Below are 19560 nucleotides of genomic sequence, written 5' to 3'. Positions count from 1 at the left end.
TATCTGGCTGTCAGTATGTTTTACACTGAAGCCTCCCCATCAGGAGGCTTCAGCAATGGCTACACCACGTTTGACCCAGAAAGACATGACGGAAGCCGAGCAGCGCGAACTGAAAACGCTTCTCGACCGCGCCCGTATCGCACATGGCCGCACGCTGACGAACGCCGAAACCAATCAGGTGAAAAAAGAGTACATCGATAAGCTGATGGCGCAGCGTGACGCCGCGGCGAAAAAAGCCCGCAAGCTGAAAAAAGAGCAGGCTTATAAACCCGATGCAGAGGCGACCTTTTCCTGGTCGGCCACAACCTCTACCCGTGGAAGGCGCTAATCAGCGCCCTTTCTTTTTGCGCCCCGGCTGGGTAAAGCGCTTTCCGTTGCCCGGCTTGCCTCGCCCTTTCTCTTCCGCCTGCGGTGCCTTCACCACCGGGCGCTTAATCGCCTGGGTTTTCGGTTTTGCTTTAGCCTTCGGCTTCGCTTCTGACGAGGAGTTCTCGATAAGCTTGAACAGCTCAATCAGCTCGTCATCGGTTAAATCACGCCACTCGCCGAGGGGAATGCCCGACAGGCTGACGTTCATAATGCGCGTGCGTTCCAGCTTCGTCACCTCGTAGCCGAAGTGCTCGCACATGCGGCGGATCTGGCGGTTCAGGCCCTGCACCAGCGTAATGCGGAACGCGAACGGTGCTTCTTTCTTGACCTTACACTTTTTCGTGACGGTACCGAGGATCGGCACGCCTGCGCCCATGCCGCGAATAAATTCGTCCGTGACCGGCTTATTCACCGTAACGACATACTCTTTCTCGTGGTCGTTACCGGCACGCAGAATTTTGTTGACCAGATCGCCGTGGTTGGTGAGGAAAATCAGCCCCTGAGAGTCTTTATCCAGACGGCCAATCGGGAAGATACGGCTGCTGTGGTTCACGAAATCAACGATGTTGTCCCGCTCGCCGTCTTCCGTGGTGCTGACAATCCCAACCGGTTTGTTCAACGCGATAAACACCAGGTCTTCAGCATCACGCGGTTCGATGACCTGACCATTCACTTTAACCACATCGCCAGGGACCACCTGGTCGCCGATGGTGGCGCGTTTGCCGTTAAGAAACACGTTACCTTGTTCAATGTAACGGTCAGCCTCGCGACGTGAGCAGATCCCGCTCTCGCTAATGTACTTGTTTAATCGGGTTGATTGAGTTGGCAGCATAGTTTCTCCTGTGAAGGGCGAAATATACCTTACCTTAAGGCTGACAAAAAAGTGTTAGTAACCGTTGATCAAAAAATCGAGTGCATCCCGCAGTGAAGCCCGGTTTTGCGTAAGATCGGCAACACGTTCGCCTAACTCTTTTGGCGATATGCCTGCCATCATGTGCATCATGACCACGCAGGGTTTTCCCGCGACCTCAACGGCGGGAGCGACCAGTACATGCTTCATCAGAACGACCTCTGAAAGTCACTAAAGGAGCCGTTTTCATCAACCCACTGGTTAATGGCATCAATAGAAGCTTTATTTTCTTCCAGCCACTCTGCGCGCCGATGTTCACGAAATTGCTCCTGCAAAGCCGCCGTTAGCACGGCAGAAAGGTTAAGTTTAAGCCTTCGCGCCTCTTCAAGGATGTCGGGCGACAGGGAAACATTCACTGATTTTTTAATGCTATTAGCACCGCGCATGAGAACCCCCATTGGAATGCGCATGAATTGGCGAAGTGTAGCGTAATAATTGAGCACTTCCTATTCCCTTAAAAATGTAAGGGTTGAAGAATAAATTGCTCTTTATGGGGAGTCACGCCTCACAAAACCGTTTTGCGAGGCGCTTTCTGAGATTAGTACTCATCCCGCTCGTCATCTTCATCCGGCTGTTCCATCACGCTGTACGCCACCGCGCAGAACAACGAGTTGAGACGTTTCATATCGCCCAGCAGCCCCAGGTGGAGCGAGCTGGTTTCGATACTCTGCACGTTCTGCTGGTGCAGACGCTCGACGTGAGCGTGCGAGTAGCGGCGGTTCAGAATGCGGAAACGATGCTTGTTCCGACGCAGGCGGCGCGCGCTCGGCACGTCGCTGGAGAAGAAGACCAGCATCGCCAGCTTGAGGTTGCTGACCAGCTGTTCGTGCAGCGCTTCCAGCTCCTTCAGGCCTTCACCTGAAAACGCCCGACGCGCGGCAAGGGATTTGTCGGCGATCTCGCTCCCCATACGCTCCACGATATCGGAGGCCTGCTCCAGGTTAAGCGACATCTCGATGATTTCCGCCCAGCGGCGGGACTCCTCCTCCGCCAGCTCGTCCTGCGGCATGCGCGCCAGGTAAAGCTTAATGGCGGTATAGAGCACGTTGATATCGTCCGCCAGTCTGCGCAGCTCTTTCTCCTCCCGCGGCTCGCCGTGCATCACCTTTTGCAGGCCTTCGAGCATGGTTTCCATCGCGTCGCCCATGCGCAGCGTCTCGCGCGCGGCATTCGCCAGCGCCAGCGCCGGGGTATCCAGCGCGGACGTATCCAGGTGCTTCGGTTTCAGGCGCGCATCCAGCTCCGGTTCGTCCTGAATAAGGCGTTCGCAGAAGCGGGCCATTGGCCCAGCAAAAGGTACCATCGCCAGGCAGCGCACCAGGTTGTAGAACACGTGGAAATAGATCACCAGCTCCGCCTTCGGCAGCGGGAGGTTGTCCATGAGGTTCGCCAGCGGGTGAACGAACGGCAGAATAATCAGGCTGCCCACCAGCTTAAACAGCAGGCTGCCGAGGGCCACGCGGCGGGCGGCGGCATTGGCGGCGCTGTTGTTGAGCATCGCCAGCAGGCCGGAGCCGAGGTTGGCACCGATCACCAGACACAGCGCCACCGGGAAGGAGATCGCCCCTGCGGCGGTGAGCGTGGCCGTCAGCAGGACCGCCGCCAGGCTGGAGTAGCTAACGATGGCAAACACCGCGCCAATGAGCGCGTCAAGCATGATGTCCCCGGTCAGGGAGGCGAAGATGACCTGCACGCCGTTGGCCTGGGTGATCGGCGTGACCGCCTGTACGATCAGCTCCAGCGCCAGCAGGATCAGCCCCAGGCCAATCCCTACGCGCCCGAGCTGCCCGGCGCGCGTCTGCTTACGACCGAGGAAAAAAATAACGCCGATAAAAATCAACAGCGGCGACAACCAGGAGAGATCGAACGTAAGAACACGCGCCATCAGCGCGGTACCTACATCCGCCCCCAGCACAATGACCAGCGCCGGGGCGAGCGCGACCAGATCCTGTGCCACAAAAGAGGTGACAAGCAGGGTCGTGGCGTTACTGCTCTGAACCAGTGCCGTTACGCCAATGCCCGCACAGAAGGCGAGCGGCTTCTTCTCAACGCTGCTGCTGAGAACGGTACGTAAGCGCGCGCCGAACACGCGCATCACGCCGGTACGAACGATATGGGTGCCCCATACGAGCAGTGCGACTGCAGAGAGCAGGTGTAACAACGTCAACACGGAAGGTGTTCCTCCTTATCGTTATCTGTTTTCCTGAGGTTCGCTGCGCGTTGCCTTGCCGGATGACGGCTACGCCTTATCCGGCCTACACGTAGGCCCGGTAAGCGCAGCGCCACCGGGCAATAGGGTTAGAACCTTATTTCAGTATAAGGGTTTAAACGTAAGAAAGAGACAGGGCGCCCCATGAGCGCCCTGTTTGTTGTAAGGAAAAGTGATTTTAGTCGGCGTCGTAGCCCAGATTAGGGGCCAGCCAGCGCTCCACTTCAGACACGCTCATCCCTTTGCGCAGGGCATAATCTTCGATCTGATCCCGCTGCAGCTGCGCCACGGCGAAGTACTTGCTGTCCGGATGGCTGAAGTACCAGCCGGAGACGGACGCGCCCGGCCACATGGCGAACGACTCGGTGAGCTTCATGCCGGTATGGGTTTCCACGTCCAGCAGCTTCCAGATGGTGCCTTTTTCGGTGTGCTCCGGACAGGCCGGGTATCCCGGCGCCGGGCGAATGCCCTGGTAATTTTCGCGGATCAGCTCCTCGTTGCTGAGGTTCTCATTCGCCGCGTAGCCCCAGTGTACTTTGCGCACGCGCTCGTGGAGGTACTCAGCGAAGGCTTCCGCCAGGCGGTCGGCAATCGCTTTCACCATGATTTTATTGTAATCATCGTGCTGCGCTTCGAACGCGTCCGCCAGCGCATCTTCTTCCAGACCGCCGGTTACCGCAAAGGCGCCGATATAGTCGGCTTTACCACTCAGCTTCGGCGCGACGAAATCGGCCAGGCAGTAGTTGGCAAAGCCCACTTTCTCCGTTTGCTGGCGCAGATGGCGGCTCACCGCCAGCACGTGGGTGCGGGTTTCATCGCGATAAATTTCAATGTCGTCGCCCACGCGGTTCGCCGGGAACAGCCCCACCACGCCGCGCGGGTTGAGGCTTTTCTCTGCGCTCAGCGTATCGAGCATGTCGTTGGCATCTTTAAACAGGCGCTTCGCCTCCTCGCCAACCACCTCATCCTCCAGGATGCGCGGATATTTGCCCGCCAGCGACCAGGTCATAAAGAACGGCGTCCAGTCAATGTAGTTGCGCAGCGTTTCGATGCTGGCCGTCACGTCCTGTACGCCCAGACGGTGCGCGACCGGCGGCGTATAGCTGGACCAGTCGAAGGCCAGATCGTTGTCGCGCGCCGCCTGCAGCGAAACAGGCGGGGTGCGCGGTTTCTTACGCCCGTGCTGGATGCGAACGGTTTCGTACTCTTTACGGGTGCGCGCCACAAAATCGTCGCGCTGGGTGTCGGAGAGCAGCGCGGAGACCACGCCCACCGTGCGCGAGGCGTTTTGCACGTAAACCGTCGGGCCGCTGTAGTTCTGCTCGATTTTCACCGCCGTGTGCGCTTTCGAGGTGGTCGCCCCGCCAATCAGTAGCGGTATGGTAAAGCCCTGACGCTCCATCTCTTTCGCCACGTTGACCATTTCGTCCAGCGACGGCGTAATCAGCCCGGAGAGGCCAATCAGGTCGGCATTCACCTCGCGCGCGGTCTTGAGGATTTTATCCGCCGGGACCATCACACCGAGGTCGATAATTTCGTAGTTATTGCACTGCAGCACCACGCCGACGATATTCTTGCCGATGTCGTGCACGTCGCCCTTCACGGTGGCGATAACCATCTTGCCGTTGCTGGAGCCTTTCTCTTTGCTGGCTTCGATGTAGGGCTCAAGATACGCCACCGCCTGCTTCATCACGCGGGCGGATTTCACCACCTGCGGCAGGAACATTTTGCCCTCACCGAACAGATCGCCGACCACGTTCATGCCGTCCATCAGCGGGCCTTCAATCACCTCAATCGGGCGGGCTGCCTGCTGGCGCGCCTCTTCGGTATCGAGCTCGATAAATTCGGTAATGCCTTTGACCAGCGAGTATTCCAGACGCTTTTTCACGTCCCAGGCGCGCCACTCGGCCTGCTGAACGTTTACCGCCTCATCCGATTTGCTGCCGCGGTATTTTTCCGCCAGGTCCAGCATGCGCTCGGTAGCGTCGTCGCGGCGGTTAAGGATCACGTCCTCTACGGCATCGCGCAGCTCGGCAGGAAGGTCGTCATAAATCGCCAGCTGGCCGGCGTTAACGATCCCCATGTCCATGCCGTTGCGGATGGCGTAGTAGAGGAACACGGCGTGGATCGCCTCACGCACCGGGTCGTTGCCGCGGAACGAGAACGACACGTTCGACACGCCGCCGGAGATCAGCGCGTGCGGCAGTTCGCGCTTGATGTCTTCACACGCCCCGATAAAGTCCTGGGCGTAGTTGTTGTGCTCTTCAATCCCGGTCGCGACGGCGAAGATGTTCGGGTCGAAGATAATATCTTCCGGCGGGAAGCCCACCTCTTCGGTCAAAATCTTGTACGCGCGGCGGCATATCTCAATTTTGCGCTCGCGGGTATCGGCCTGGCCCACTTCGTCAAAGGCCATTACCACCACGGCGGCACCGTAGCGGCGGACCCTCTTCGCGTGGTGGATAAAGATATCAACGCCCTCTTTCATCGAGATAGAGTTGACGATGCCTTTACCCTGAATGCACTTCAGCCCTTTTTCGATGACTTCCCATTTGGACGAGTCGATCATGATCGGCACGCGGGCAATATCCGGCTCACCGGCAATCAGGTTGAGGAAACGCACCATCGCCGCTTCGGCGTCGAGCATCCCCTCATCCATGTTGATATCAATAATCTGCGCGCCGCTTTCCACCTGCTGGCGGGCGACGTCCAGCGCTTCACTGTACTTCTCTTCTTTGATCAGGCGCTTGAACTTTGCCGAACCGGTGACGTTAGTCCGCTCACCCACGTTCACAAACAGGCTGTCGTCGCCGATGGTCAACGGCTCGAGGCCGGACAGACGACAGGCAACCGGAAGCTCGGGCAGCTTGCGCGGCGGCAGACCGGCGACGGCGTTGCTCATGGCCGCGATGTGCTCCGGCGTGGTGCCGCAGCAGCCGCCGACGATGTTCAGGAAGCCAGACTCGGCCCACTCGCGGATTTGCGCCGCCATGGTGTCGGCATCAAGATCGTATTCGCCAAACGCGTTCGGCAGACCGGCGTTCGGGTGGGCGGTGACGTAGCATTCCGCGATGCGGGAAAGCTCCTGCACGTACTGGCGCAGTTCATCCGGCCCCAGCGCGCAGTTCAGGCCGAAGGAGAGCGCTTCGGCGTGACGCAGGGAGTTATAAAACGCTTCGGTTGTCTGGCCGGACAGGGTGCGGCCGGAGGCGTCGGTGATGGTGCCGGAAATCATGATCGGCAGGTCGACGCCGAGCGCCTCAAACTCCTCTTTCACCGCGTAAATCGCGGCTTTGGCGTTGAGGGTGTCGAATACCGTTTCAATCAGGATCAGATCGGAACCGCCTTCCACCAGCGCTTTGGTCGATTCACGGTAGGCCGCGACCAGCTGGTCAAAGGTGATATTACGAAACGCCGGGTCGTTGACGTCCGGTGAAATCGACGCGGTGCGGTTCGTCGGGCCAAGCACCCCGGCGACGTAGCGAGGCTTGTCCGGCGTGCGGGCCGTCCACTCGTCGGCGCAGGCGCGTGCCAGCTTTGCGGCTTCAAAGTTGATCTCCGCCGACAGGGATTCCATCTGGTAATCCGCCATGGCGATGGTTGTCGAGTTGAAGGTGTTGGTTTCAACGATATCCGCACCCGCTTCAAAGTAGGCGTTGTGGATATCTTTAATAACCGACGGCTTGCTGAGCACCAGCAGGTCGTTGTTCCCTTTCAGGTCGCAGGGCCAGTCTGCGAAGCGCTCGCCGCGGAAATCGTCTTCACTCAGACGATAGCCCTGGATCATGGTGCCCATGCCGCCGTCCAGCACCAGAATTCGTTCATTTAACTGCGCACGCAGTTGCTCTACTTTGCTGCTCACACTTGCTCCCGACAACGCTCAACAAGGCCAAAAGGCTGGGTTCCATACTGGCACAATCTCGCAGGGTCGAAAAGTCACACAGCGGTAACATGAGACATGTTCACTATCACTCATCCGATCAGTCATGAAAGCGGTTGCAAATTCACCAAATAAAACGAAAATGATTTCCACGATACAGAAAAAGGAGATCGTCATGGTCGCGACCGTTCCCGCCAAACGCGGCAGAAAGCCTGCTGCCACCACCACCGCACAACAGGGCGGACAGGTTCAATCGCTCACGCGCGGTCTGAAGCTGCTGGAGTGGATAGCCGAGTCGCACGGCAGCGTGGCCCTGACCGAGCTGGCCCAGCAGGCTGGGCTGCCGAACTCCACGACGCACCGCCTGCTGAGCACCATGCAGCAGCTGGGCTTTGTCCGCCAGGTCGGCGAGCTGGGGCACTGGGCGGTGGGCGCGCATGCGTTTATCGTTGGCAGCAGCTTCCTGCAGAGCCGCAACCTGCTGGCGATTGTGCACCCGATTCTGCGCAAGCTCATGGAAGATTCCGGCGAGACCGTAAACCTGGCTGTGCTGGACCAGAGCGACCATCAGGCGATTATCATCGACCAGGTGCAGTGCACGCAGCTGATGCGCATGTCCGCACCGATTGGTGGCAAGCTGCCGATGCACGCCTCCGGGGCGGGGAAAGCGTTTCTCTCACAGCTGAGCGAGGAGCAGGTGACGGGGCTGCTGCACCGTAAAGGTTTGCACGCCTATACCCACGCCACGCTGGTATCGCCCGTGCATCTGAAAGAAGATCTGGCCCTGACCCGCAAGCGCGGCTATTCGTTTGATGACGAAGAACATGCCCTGGGCCTGCGCTGCCTGGCGTCCTGTATTTTTGACGAGCACCGCGAGCCGTTTGCCGCCATCTCCATCTCCGGGCCGATTTCGCGCATGACCGATGACCGCGTGACCGAGCTGGGGGCGCTGGTGATTAAGGCGGCGAAAGAGGTGACGCTGGCGTACGGTGGGATTCGTTAAGATCGCTTTGCCGGGTGGCGGCTTCGCCTTACCCGGCCTACATGATGCCCTCTGAAAACCTAATGCAAAACCTCTGCTTGCGGCGGTAAGCGTACACATCTTCGACATGCCCATTTTTGATCCGCGCTTGCAGTCCGCGCCAGTAGCTGGCGCGGAACAGATCCTCATGCATCTCTTCGAATAGCGGCCCGATGCGCGGGTCGGCACATAGCCAGTGGCGAAACTCCTCCGGAAACACATCGCCCGGCGAGACGCTGTACCACGGCTCCCCGGAAAGCTCATCTTCCGGGTAGCGGGGCTGTGGTATATCGCGGAAGTTCACTTCGGTCATGTAGCAAATTTCATCGTAATCGTAGAACACCACCCGCCCGTGACGGGTGACGCCGAAGTTTTTAAACAGCATGTCGCCCGGGAAAATATTGGCGGCGGCAAGCTGGCGAATCGCGTTGCCGTATTCTTCAATGGCATCCCGCAGCGCCTGACCTTCGGACTGCTCAAGCCAGATATTCAGCGGCACCATGCGGCGCTCAATGTAGAGATGGCTAATGGCAATTTTGTCGCCAAGATCGGTGATTTTCGCGGGCGCTTCCTGCATCAAAAGCGCCATGAGCGCCGGGTCGATCTGCTGTTTATCCAGCACAAAGTTTTCGAATTCCTGAGTATCCGCCATGCGCCCGACGCGATCGTGTTCTTTAACCAGCTGGTAGCAGGCGCGAACATGGGCTGCGGTCATCTCTTTCTGCGGCGCGAATCTGTCTTTAATCACCTTAAAGACCCGGTCAAAGCCCGGCAGCGTAAACACCAGCATCACCATACCGCGGATGCCGGGCGCTTCGATAAACTGCTCATCCGCCGTGGTGACATAGCGCAGGTACTCCCGGTAGCTTTCCGTCTTGGCGTGCTTCTGGCAGCCAATCGCCATATACAGCTCGGCGGTGGTTTTGCCCGGCAGGATCTCCCGCAGCCACTCCACCAGCGCGGCAGGCAGCGGGGCGTACACCATGAAATAAGAGCGGGCGAAGCCAAACACGATGCTGGCCTCGGCGCTGGTAGTCAGGCAGGTATCGACAAACAGTTCCCCGTCGTCGGTACGGTGAATGGGCAGCAGAAACGGCACAATGGCGGTCGGCGTAACCAGTTTGCCGACCAGCCAGGCGGCTTTATTGCGGTAGAAAAGCTCATTGGCCACCTGCAAATGGCTATGGCTGAGCACCTCCGCGCCGAAGGTTTCGTTGAGATGCGCGTGGATATAACCGATATCCCGGGTTTTATTCTCCCAGGGCAGGCGCAGCGGCAGATCCGTTAGCACGCGGTGCAGGAGCTTTTCCCATCCGCGATCGGGAAAGAAATCTTTCGCCAGCGGACGGGGAATGGTTCGAAAGCGTCGCTCGGGCTGGGAGCTGAAGATAAATAACCGCTCAGGAGAGAGTGAGCGGTGGTCAAATAACCGGCAATAGACGGAGTTAAAAAAGCTCTCCGCAATCTCGAAGCGCGGGTAGTCGGGTAACAGGTGGGTGTAATGCTCCTTCACGCGCAGTAAAAAATCCGCGTCCGGGCTTTTGCCATCGGTAATACAGCGCAGCTGCTCCACCACCAGACCCACGTGGTGATCGTAGAGATGGATGCGCTGCTTCATGGCCTGCTGAACCGCATGCCAGTCTGCATGTTCGAAGCGCTGCTGCGCGCCGGATGTCACTTCAAGAAAACGACCATACTGGGCATCAAAGCCCTGCAAAATAGTTTGGGCAATCAGTAATTCCAGACCACGCGACATATATTCCCCCTCACCCCAACCCTCTCCCCGAGGAGGGAGAGGGGGAAAAGATTAGAACTGTGCTTCTTCGGTTGAGCCCGTTAAGGCGGTGACGGAGGAGGTGCCGCCCTGAATGATGGTCGTCACGTTATCGAAGTAGCCTGTTCCCACCTCCTGCTGGTGAGAGACGAAGGTATAACCGTCTTTACCCGCCGCAAACTCCGGCTGCTGCACCTTCTCAACATAGTGCTTCATGCCCTCACCCTGCGCGTAGGCGTGCGCCAGGTCGAACATGTTGAACCACATGCTGTGGATGCCTGCCAGGGTAATGAACTGGTATTTGTAGCCCATGTCGGACAGCTGCTGCTGGAAGCTGGCGATGGTTTTGTCATCCAGCTTTTTCTGCCAGTTGAAGGACGGCGAGCAGTTGTAGGCCAGCAGCTTGCCCGGGTATTTCGCGTGGATGGCATCAGCAAAGCGTTTTGCCAGCGCCAGATCCGGCGTGGAGGTTTCACACCAGACCAGGTCTGCGTAAGGCGCGTACGCCAGGCCGCGGCTGATCGCCTGTTCAATCCCGGCATGGGTACGGTAGAAACCTTCGCTGGTACGCTCACCGGTGATGAACTCGCTGTCGTACGGGTCGCAGTCAGAGGTGATCAGATCCGCCGCGTCCGCATCGGTACGGGCAATCACCAGCGTCGGCACGCCGAGCACGTCAGCAGCCAGACGCGCCGCAACCAGCTTCTGCACGGCTTCCTGGGTTGGGACGAGAACTTTGCCGCCCATGTGTCCGCATTTCTTCACGGACGCCAGCTGGTCTTCGAAGTGAACGGCCGCTGCACCGGCCTCAATCATCGATTTCATCAGCTCGAAGGCGTTCAGCACGCCGCCGAAGCCCGCTTCCGCATCCGCGACGATCGGCAGGAAGTAGTCAATGAAGCGCGGATCGTTGGGTTCGATACCGGCAGCCCACTGGATCTGATCCGCACGGCGGAAGGTGTTGTTGATCCGATCCACCACCGACGGCACGGAGTTAGCCGGATAGAGTGACTGATCCGGGTACATGCTGGAGGCAAGGTTGGCGTCCGCTGCGACCTGCCAGCCGGAGAGATAAATCGCCTCAATACCGGCCTTCGCCTGCTGCAGTGCCTGACCGCCGGTCAACGCGCCGAGGCTGTTGATGTAGCCTTTTTTAGAGCCCCCGTGCAGCAGCTTCCACATTTTCGCCGCACCGTTCTGGGCCAGCGTGCATTCCGGGTTGACCGAGCCGCGTAATTTCACCACTTCCTCCGCGCTGTAAGGACGGCGGATGCCTTCCCAGCGAGGTTGTGTCCACTCTTTCTTCAACTCTTCGATTTGTTGGGTACGGGTTTTCATGTGCAGATGCTCCATATTGTTATGTGGTGAGTTACGCCAGGAAGCGGTAGCCCGGCAGGGTCAGGAAGTCGATTAAGTCATCTGATGTGGTGATTTGCTCCATCAGGCGCGCGGCGTCGTCAAAACGTCCGCTGCTGAAGCGGTGTTCGCTCAGCTCGTCCTGGATCACGCGCATCTCTTCGGCCAGCATCTGGCGGAACAGGGATTTGGTCACCGGCTTGCCGTTGCTGAGCGTTTTTTGATGGTGGATCCACTGCCAGATGGAGGTGCGCGAGATCTCCGCCGTCGCGGCATCTTCCATCAGGCCGTAGATCGGCACGCAGCCGTTGCCGGAGATCCACGCTTCGATGTACTGGACCGCGACGCGGATATTGGCGCGCATCCCCTCTTCCGTACGCTCGCCCGCACACGGTGCCAGCAGCTGTTCTTCTGCCGTTGGGGCATCTTCTTCACGTGTGACAAACAGCTGGTTTTTATTTTCACCGAGTACGCGGTTGAAGACCTCCATCGCCGTATCGGCCAGGCCGGGATGGGCAATCCACGTGCCGTCGTGACCGTTACGGGCTTCAAGCTCTTTGTCGGCTTTCACCTTGTTGAGCACCTGATTGTTGCGCTCTGCGTCTTTGCTCGGGATAAAAGCCGCCATGCCGCCCATCGCAAAGGCACCGCGCTTGTGGCAGGTTTTGATCAGCAGGCGCGAATAGGCGCTCAGGAACGGTTTATCCATGGTCACAACCTGGCGATCCGGCAGCACGCGATCGGGATAGTTTTTCAGGGTTTTGATGTAGCTGAAAATATAGTCCCAGCGCCCGCAGTTCAGGCCGACAATGTGGTCGCGCAGGGCATGCAGAATTTCATTCATCTGGAACACGGCTGGCAGCGTTTCAATCAGCAGCGTGGCCTTGATGGTGCCGCGCGGCAGGTTGAAACGATCTTCCGCGTAGCTGAACACCTCGCTCCACCAGGCCGCTTCCTGCCAGGCCTGCGTTTTTGGCAGATAGAAATAGGGACCGCTGCCTTTTGCCAGCAGGTTCTTGTAGTTGTGGAAGAAATAGAGTGCGAAATCAAACAGGCTGCCCGGAATGGCTTCCCCACGCCAGGTGACATGTTTTTCAGGCAGGTGCAGGCCGCGTACGCGACAGATCAGCACTGCCGGATTCGGCTTGAGCTGGTAAATTTTACCGGCTTCGTTGGTGTAGCTGATGGTGCCGTTCACGGCGTCGCGCAGGTTGATCTGCCCCTCGATGACCTTACGCCAGTCCGGCGCCAGCGAGTCTTCGAAATCGGCCATAAAGACTTTAACATTCGCGTTCATGGCGTTGATCACCATTTTACGCTCTACCGGACCGGTGATCTCAACGCGACGATCCTGTAAATCTTCAGGAATGCCGCGGATTTTCCACTCACCACGGCGAATGGAAGCGGTTTCCGAAATGAAACCAGGCAACTTGCCATCGTCAATTTCCTGCTGCTGATGAATGCGTGCCGCCAGCAGCTTATTACGCTGTGGCGTAAAGCGGGTCACCAGCTCAGTCAGAAATTCTACCGCTTCTGGCGTCAAAACCTGCTGTTCTTGCTCGCCATACGGCTGGGTAAAGGCCAGTTCATCGACCGTCGTTGCCTGTTGAGTCATTACTCTGCTCCTCATCAAAGATCCAAAATCACGCCCCCGATGCGAACGAAAGATCGTTGGGTAGTTTTCGCTCAGCAGAATTAAGACTATCTATATTTTTTCTAAAATCAAAAACAATTTCCATTTTAATTATTAAATGAAATCAACTTATTGATTTTTATGTAATTAAAGTTATGTTGAATGATGAGTGGTATTTCGGAAATAAAAAAGGCACCCGAAGGTGCCTGATCTGAATAGCTGAAACGCTTTAGGATCGTTTAATGCAGAAGATTACTCCAGCGTCGGATTCATGTGACGCAGATCGTATGGCGTTATCTGGTAGACGTAATAGTTGAGCCAGTTGGTAAAAAGCAAATTCCCGTGGCTGCGCCAGGTCGCTCTTGGTTTGTTTTGTGGATCGTTTTTCGGGAAATAGTTGTACGGCACATCCGGATTAAGACCCGCTTCGACATCACGGAAGTACTCTGACGCGAGGGTATGTGGATCGTATTCAGGATGTCCGGTTACAAAGGCAATGCGCTTATCTTTGCTGGCAAACAGGTAGGCATCGCCATCCTCGGTTTCGGCCAGGATCTCCAGATCGGTGTAATCACGAATCAGCTGGGCCGGGAAATCGGCATAGCGCGAATGCGGGGCCAGGAAAGAGTCATCGAAACCACGTGTCAGCAACGCATGTGGATGAAGAATGTGGTGTTCGTATACGCCGGAGAGCTTTTCAGTGCGGGTTTGCTTGGGGATGCCATAAAGAATATTCAGGGCGGCCTGTACCGCCCAACAGACAAACAACGTGGACGTAACGTGATCTTTTGCCCACTCCAGAACCTGTTTGATCTGCGGCCAGTAGGCGACATCATTAAATTCAACCAGGCCAAGCGGCGCGCCGGTCACAATCAGTCCGTCGAAGTTTTCACCCTGAATGTCATCGAAGTTACAGTAGAAGTTGTTCAGATGCTCAGAAGGCGTGTTGCGTGACTCACGGGCATCGATTCGCAGCAGCTGAATATCGACCTGCAGCGGGGAGTTAGAAAGCAAACGCAGGAACTGGTTCTCTGTTTCGATCTTTTTCGGCATCAAATTTAGAATGAGTACCTTCAGCGGGCGGATTTCCTGACCTGTAGCACGCGAAGCCGTCATAACGAAGACGTTTTCTTCACGTAAGAAATTGACGGCTGGTAGCTCGTCCTGCACCCGAATCGGCATAACTTTATATCCTCACAGCATACGTATAAACGTTTAGACATCCAGATAGCTAACGATACCCAGAAACGGTATGAATGTCGAGCCTGCAAGCGGAAGGTGAGAAAGTTTCAAGGAGAGGGTGAAAAACAAAAGCAAAAAACCCCGCACCTTACGGTACGGGGTTCTTCTATTTGATGCCTGGCAGTTCCCTACTCTCACATGGGGAGACCCCACACTACCATCGGCGCTACGGCGTTTCACTTCTGAGTTCGGCATGGGGTCAGGTGGGACCACCGCGCTAAAGCCGCCAGGCAAATTCTGTTAAATCTGTATCAAAGCTGAAAATATCGTGTCTGTCTCTCCGCCGAAACAGCTTCGGCGTTGTAAGGTTAAGCCTCACGGTTCATTAGTATCGGTTAGCTCAACGCATCGCTGCGCTTACACACCCGACCTATCAACGTCGTAGTCTTCAACGTTCCTTCAGGACCCTTAAAGGGTCAGGGAGAACTCATCTCGGGGCAAGTTTCGTGCTTAGATGCTTTCAGCACTTATCTTTTCCGCATTTAGCTACCGGGCAGTGCCATTGGCATGACAACCCGAACACCAGTGATGCGTCCACTCCGGTCCTCTCGTACTAGGAGCAGCCCCCCTCAATTCTCCAGCGCCCACGGCAGATAGGGACCGAACTGTCTCACGACGTTCTAAACCCAGCTCGCGTACCACTTTAAATGGCGAACAGCCATACCCTTGGGACCTACTTCAGCCCCAGGATGTGATGAGCCGACATCGAGGTGCCAAACACCGCCGTCGATATGAACTCTTGGGCGGTATCAGCCTGTTATCCCCGGAGTACCTTTTATCCGTTGAGCGATGGCCCTTCCATTCAGAACCACCGGATCACTATGACCTGCTTTCGCACCTGCTCGAGCCGTCACTCTCGCAGTCAAGCTAGCTTATGCCATTGCACTAACCTCCTGATGTCCGACCAGGATTAGCTAACCTTCGTGCTCCTCCGTTACTCTTTGGGAGGAGACCGCCCCAGTCAAACTACCCACCAGACACTGTCCGCAACCCGGATTACGGGTCTACGTTAGAACACCAGCCATTAAAGGGTGGTATTTCAAGGGCGGCTCCACGCAGACTGGCGTCCACGCTTCAAAGCCTCCCACCTATCCTACACATCAAGGACCAGTGTTCAGTGTCAAGCTATAGTAAAGGTTCACGGGGTCTTTCCGTCTTGCCGCGGGTACACTGCATCTTCACAGCGAGTTCAATTTCACTGAGTCTCGGGTGGAGACAGCCTGGCCATCATTACGCCATTCGTGCAGGTCGGAACTTACCCGACAAGGAATTTCGCTACCTTAGGACCGTTATAGTTACGGCCGCCGTTTACCGGGGCTTCGATCAAGAGCTTCGCGTTGCCGCTAACCCCATCAATTAACCTTCCGGCACCGGGCAGGCGTCACACCGTATACGTCCACTTTCGTGTTTGCACAGTGCTGTGTTTTTAATAAACAGTTGCAGCCAGCTGGTATCTTCGACTGATTTCAGCTCCACCCGCAGGGGCTTCACCTACATATCAGCGTGCCTTCTCCCGAAGTTACGGCACCATTTTGCCTAGTTCCTTCACCCGAGTTCTCTCAAGCGCCTTGGTATTCTCTACCTGACCACCTGTGTCGGTTTGGGGTACGATTTCGTGTTACCTGATGCTTAGAGGCTTTTCCTGGAAGCAGGGCATTTGTTACTTCAGCACCGTAGTGCCTCGTCATCACACCTCAGCGTTAAAAGGTACCGGATTTACCTGGAACCTCCGCCTACATGCTTAAACCGGGACAACCGTCGCCCGGCTAACATAGCCTTCTCCGTCCCCCCTTCGCAGTAACACCAAGTACAGGAATATTAACCTGTTTCCCATCGACTACGCCTTTCGGCCTCGCCTTAGGGGTCGACTCACCCTGCCCCGATTAACGTTGGACAGGAACCCTTGGTCTTCCGGCGAGCGGGCTTTTCACCCGCTTTATCGTTACTTATGTCAGCATTCGCACTTCTGATACCTCCAGCATGCCTCACAGCACACCTTCAACGGCTTACAGAACGCTCCCCTACCCAACAACACATAGTGTCGCTGCCGCAGCTTCGGTGCATGGTTTAGCCCCGTTACATCTTCCGCGCAGGCCGACTCGACCAGTGAGCTATTACGCTTTCTTTAAATGATGGCTGCTTCTAAGCCAACATCCTGGCTGTCTGTGCCTTCCCACATCGTTTCCCACTTAACCATGACTTTGGGACCTTAGCTGGCGGTCTGGGTTGTTTCCCTCTTCACGACGGACGTTAGCACCCGCCGTGTGTCTCCCGTGATAACATTCTTCGGTATTCGTAGTTTGCATCGGGTTGGTAAGCCGGGATGGCCCCCTAGCCGAAACAGTGCTCTACCCCCGAAGATGAGTTCACGAGGCGCTACCTAAATAGCTTTCGGGGAGAACCAGCTATCTCCCGGTTTGATTGGCCTTTCACCCCCAGCCACAAGTCATCCGCTAATTTTTCAACATTAGTCGGTTCGGTCCTCCAGTTAGTGTTACCCAACCTTCAACCTGCCCATGGCTAGATCACCGGGTTTCGGGTCTATACCCTGCAACTTAACGCCCAGTTAAGACTCGGTTTCCCTTCGGCTCCCCTATACGGTTAACCTTGCTACAGAATATAAGTCGCTGACCCATTATACAAAAGGTACGCAGTCACACCACGAAGGTGCTCCCACTGCTTGTACGTACACGGTTTCAGGTTCTTTTTCACTCCCCTCGCCGGGGTTCTTTTCGCCTTTCCCTCACGGTACTGGTTCACTATCGGTCAGTCAGGAGTATTTAGCCTTGGAGGATGGTCCCCCCATATTCAGACAGGATACCACGTGTCCCGCCCTACTCTTCGAGTTCACAGCCTGTGTGCTTTCGTGTACGGGACTGTCACCCTGTACCGTGCGACTTTCCAGACGCTTCCACTAACACACAAGCTGATTCAGACTCTGGGCTGCTCCCCGTTCGCTCGCCGCTACTGGGGGAATCTCGGTTGATTTCTTTTCCTCGGGGTACTTAGATGTTTCAGTTCCCCCGGTTCGCCTCGTTAACCTATGTATTCAGTTAACGATAGTGCAACGAATTGCACTGGGTTTCCCCATTCGGACATCGCCGGGTCAAAGGTCCATATCACCTCGCCGGCGCTTTTCGCAGATTAGCACGTCCTTCATCGCCTCTGACTGCCAGGGCATCCACCGTGTACGCTTAGTCGCTTAACCTCACAACCCGAAGATGTTTCTTTCGATTCATCATCGACTTGCGAAAATTTGAGAGACTCGAACACACATTAACTGTGTGTCGTTTCAATTTTCAGCTTGATCCAGATTTTTAAAGAGCAAAACTTCTTAATGCACTCAAAAGTACATTCAGAAGTTCATCATTCATCAGACAATCTGTGTGAGCACTACAAAGGCAGGTTCTTTAAGGTAAGGAGGTGATCCAACCGCAGGTTCCCCTACGGTTACCTTGTTACGACTTCACCCCAGTCATGAATCACAAAGTGGTAAGCGCCCTCCCGAAGGTTAAGCTACCTACTTCTTTTGCAACCCACTCCCATGGTGTGACGGGCGGTGTGTACAAGGCCCGGGAACGTATTCACCGTAGCATTCTGATCTACGATTACTAGCGATTCCGACTTCATGGAGTCGAGTTGCAGACTCCAATCCGGACTACGACGCACTTTATGAGGTCCGCTTGCTCTCGCGAGGTCGCTTCTCTTTGTATGCGCCATTGTAGCACGTGTGTAGCCCTACTCGTAAGGGCCATGATGACTTGACGTCATCCCCACCTTCCTCCAGTTTATCACTGGCAGTCTCCTTTGAGTTCCCGGCCGAACCGCTGGCAACAAAGGATAAGGGTTGCGCTCGTTGCGGGACTTAACCCAACATTTCACAACACGAGCTGACGACAGCCATGCAGCACCTGTCTCAGAGTTCCCGAAGGCACCAATCCATCTCTGGAAAGTTCTCTGGATGTCAAGAGTAGGTAAGGTTCTTCGCGTTGCATCGAATTAAACCACATGCTCCACCGCTTGTGCGGGCCCCCGTCAATTCATTTGAGTTTTAACCTTGCGGCCGTACTCCCCAGGCGGTCGACTTAACGCGTTAGCTCCGGAAGCCACGCCTCAAGGGCACAACCTCCAAGTCGACATCGTTTACGGCGTGGACTACCAGGGTATCTAATCCTGTTTGCTCCCCACGCTTTCGCACCTGAGCGTCAGTCTTTGTCCAGGGGGCCGCCTTCGCCACCGGTATTCCTCCAGATCTCTACGCATTTCACCGCTACACCTGGAATTCTACCCCCCTCTACAAGACTCTAGCCTGCCAGTTTCGAATGCAGTTCCCAGGTTGAGCCCGGGGATTTCACATCCGACTTGACAGACCGCCTGCGTGCGCTTTACGCCCAGTAATTCCGATTAACGCTTGCACCCTCCGTATTACCGCGGCTGCTGGCACGGAGTTAGCCGGTGCTTCTTCTGCGGGTAACGTCAATTGCTGAGGTTATTAACCTCAGCACCTTCCTCCCCGCTGAAAGTACTTTACAACCCGAAGGCCTTCTTCATACACGCGGCATGGCTGCATCAGGCTTGCGCCCATTGTGCAATATTCCCCACTGCTGCCTCCCGTAGGAGTCTGGACCGTGTCTCAGTTCCAGTGTGGCTGGTCATCCTCTCAGACCAGCTAGGGATCGTCGCCTAGGTGAGCCGTTACCCCACCTACTAGCTAATCCCATCTGGGCACATCTGATGGCAAGAGGCCCGAAGGTCCCCCTCTTTGGTCTTGCGACGTTATGCGGTATTAGCTACCGTTTCCAGTAGTTATCCCCCTCCATCAGGCAGTTTCCCAGACATTACTCACCCGTCCGCCGCTCGTCACCCGAGAGCAAGCTCTCTGTGCTACCGCTCGACTTGCATGTGTTAGGCCTGCCGCCAGCGTTCAATCTGAGCCATGATCAAACTCTTCAATTTAAGTTTGATGCTCATGAATTAAACTTCGTAATGAATTACGTATGTTCACTCAGAGACTTGGTATTCATTTTTCGTCTTGCGACGTTAAGAATCCATGTCACTTTGAGTGCCCACACAGATTGTCTGATAAATTGTTAAAGAGCAGTGCAACGCGGCTTTCGCTCACCGTTGCGAGGTGGCGTATATTACGCTTTCCTCTTTCAGAGTCAA

General features: G+C 56.1%; 11 protein-coding genes and 3 rRNA genes. 2 read left to right on the top strand and 12 right to left on the bottom strand.

The window, feature by feature from the left end; all coding sequences use genetic code 11:
- Positions 1-55: 55 nt before the first annotated feature.
- Entirely contained in the window at positions 56-328 is a 273-nt protein-coding gene (locus L370_RS13885) for a YjbD family protein (protein WP_023309994.1), read from the top strand.
- Here the strand turns inward: L370_RS13885 and rluF are convergent, their stop codons facing one another.
- The 5 genes from rluF to metH all read right to left on the bottom strand — a co-directional run bounded on the left by rluF (position 329) and on the right by metH (position 7350).
- A complete protein-coding gene (gene rluF, locus L370_RS13890) occupies positions 329-1201 on the bottom strand; it encodes a 23S rRNA pseudouridine(2604) synthase RluF (protein ID WP_023334124.1) in 873 nt (290 codons plus the stop codon).
- Between the two features lie 54 nt (positions 1202-1255).
- Positions 1256-1429: a CcdB family protein gene (locus tag L370_RS13895; protein WP_023334123.1), complete on the bottom strand. Its 174-nt coding sequence runs from the start codon at positions 1427-1429 to the stop codon at positions 1256-1258.
- On the bottom strand, positions 1429-1722 hold the full coding sequence (locus L370_RS13900) for a type II toxin-antitoxin system CcdA family antitoxin (RefSeq protein ID WP_032666560.1): 294 nt from the start codon (positions 1720-1722) through the stop codon (positions 1429-1431). The genes L370_RS13895 and L370_RS13900 overlap by 1 nt, the downstream gene beginning before the upstream one ends.
- A 95-nt stretch (positions 1723-1817) precedes the next feature.
- Complete coding sequence (locus L370_RS13905) at positions 1818-3449, bottom strand: Na/Pi cotransporter family protein (RefSeq protein WP_023334121.1); 1632 nt, start codon at positions 3447-3449, stop codon at positions 1818-1820.
- Between the two features lie 217 nt (positions 3450-3666).
- A complete protein-coding gene (gene metH, locus L370_RS13910; protein ID WP_023334120.1) occupies positions 3667-7350 on the bottom strand; it encodes a methionine synthase in 3684 nt (1227 codons plus the stop codon).
- Positions 7351-7543: 193 nt separating this feature from the next.
- On the opposite strand from metH, the gene iclR reads away from it, so the two are divergent.
- Entirely contained in the window at positions 7544-8371 is an 828-nt protein-coding gene (gene iclR, locus L370_RS13915; RefSeq protein ID WP_023334119.1) for a glyoxylate bypass operon transcriptional repressor IclR, read from the top strand.
- A 37-nt stretch (positions 8372-8408) separates the two neighbouring features.
- Here the strand turns inward: iclR and aceK are convergent, their stop codons facing one another.
- The 7 genes from aceK to L370_RS13950 form a co-directional block, all read right to left on the bottom strand.
- Positions 8409-10145, bottom strand: a complete 1737-nt coding sequence (gene aceK / locus L370_RS13920) for a bifunctional isocitrate dehydrogenase kinase/phosphatase (protein WP_023334118.1) — start codon at positions 10143-10145, stop codon at positions 8409-8411.
- Between the two features lie 51 nt (positions 10146-10196).
- Positions 10197-11501, bottom strand: coding sequence for an isocitrate lyase (gene aceA, locus L370_RS13925; protein ID WP_023334117.1), 1305 nt, complete (start codon positions 11499-11501; stop codon positions 10197-10199).
- 31 nt (positions 11502-11532) lie between these two features.
- On the bottom strand, positions 11533-13134 hold the full coding sequence (gene aceB, locus L370_RS13930) for a malate synthase A (protein ID WP_023334116.1): 1602 nt from the start codon (positions 13132-13134) through the stop codon (positions 11533-11535).
- Between the two features lie 270 nt (positions 13135-13404).
- Complete coding sequence (gene metA, locus L370_RS13935; protein WP_023334115.1) at positions 13405-14334, bottom strand: homoserine O-acetyltransferase MetA; 930 nt, start codon at positions 14332-14334, stop codon at positions 13405-13407.
- 175 nt (positions 14335-14509) lie between these two features.
- A 5S ribosomal RNA gene (gene rrf, locus L370_RS13940) occupies positions 14510-14625 on the bottom strand.
- A 73-nt stretch (positions 14626-14698) separates the two neighbouring features.
- A 23S ribosomal RNA gene (locus L370_RS13945) occupies positions 14699-17602 on the bottom strand.
- 208 nt (positions 17603-17810) lie between these two features.
- Positions 17811-19350: ribosomal RNA gene (locus L370_RS13950) — 16S ribosomal RNA — on the bottom strand.
- Together the 16S, 23S and 5S rRNA genes form the textbook arrangement of a ribosomal RNA operon.
- Positions 19351-19560 lie beyond the last annotated feature (210 nt).

This window comes from Enterobacter sp. MGH 24, assembly GCF_000493015.1.
Lineage (GTDB): Bacteria > Pseudomonadota > Gammaproteobacteria > Enterobacterales > Enterobacteriaceae > Enterobacter.
This window is presented reverse-complemented; position numbering and strand designations above follow the sequence as displayed.

What these genes read in the sequence shown, in the direction of transcription:
- L370_RS13885 (WP_023309994.1), top strand. Translation starts at nt 56, where the DNA reads ATGGCTACACCACGTTTGACCCAGAAAGACATGACGGAAGCCGAGCAG.
- rluF (WP_023334124.1), bottom strand. Translation starts at nt 1,201, where the DNA reads ATGCTGCCAACTCAATCAACCCGATTAAACAAGTACATTAGCGAGAGC.
- L370_RS13895 (WP_023334123.1), bottom strand. Translation starts at nt 1,429, where the DNA reads ATGAAGCATGTACTGGTCGCTCCCGCCGTTGAGGTCGCGGGAAAACCC.
- iclR (WP_023334119.1), top strand. Translation starts at nt 7,544, where the DNA reads ATGGTCGCGACCGTTCCCGCCAAACGCGGCAGAAAGCCTGCTGCCACC.
- aceK (WP_023334118.1), bottom strand. Translation starts at nt 10,145, where the DNA reads ATGTCGCGTGGTCTGGAATTACTGATTGCCCAAACTATTTTGCAGGGC.
- aceA (WP_023334117.1), bottom strand. Translation starts at nt 11,501, where the DNA reads ATGAAAACCCGTACCCAACAAATCGAAGAGTTGAAGAAAGAGTGGACA.
- aceB (WP_023334116.1), bottom strand. Translation starts at nt 13,134, where the DNA reads ATGACTCAACAGGCAACGACGGTCGATGAACTGGCCTTTACCCAGCCG.
- metA (WP_023334115.1), bottom strand. Translation starts at nt 14,334, where the DNA reads ATGCCGATTCGGGTGCAGGACGAGCTACCAGCCGTCAATTTCTTACGT.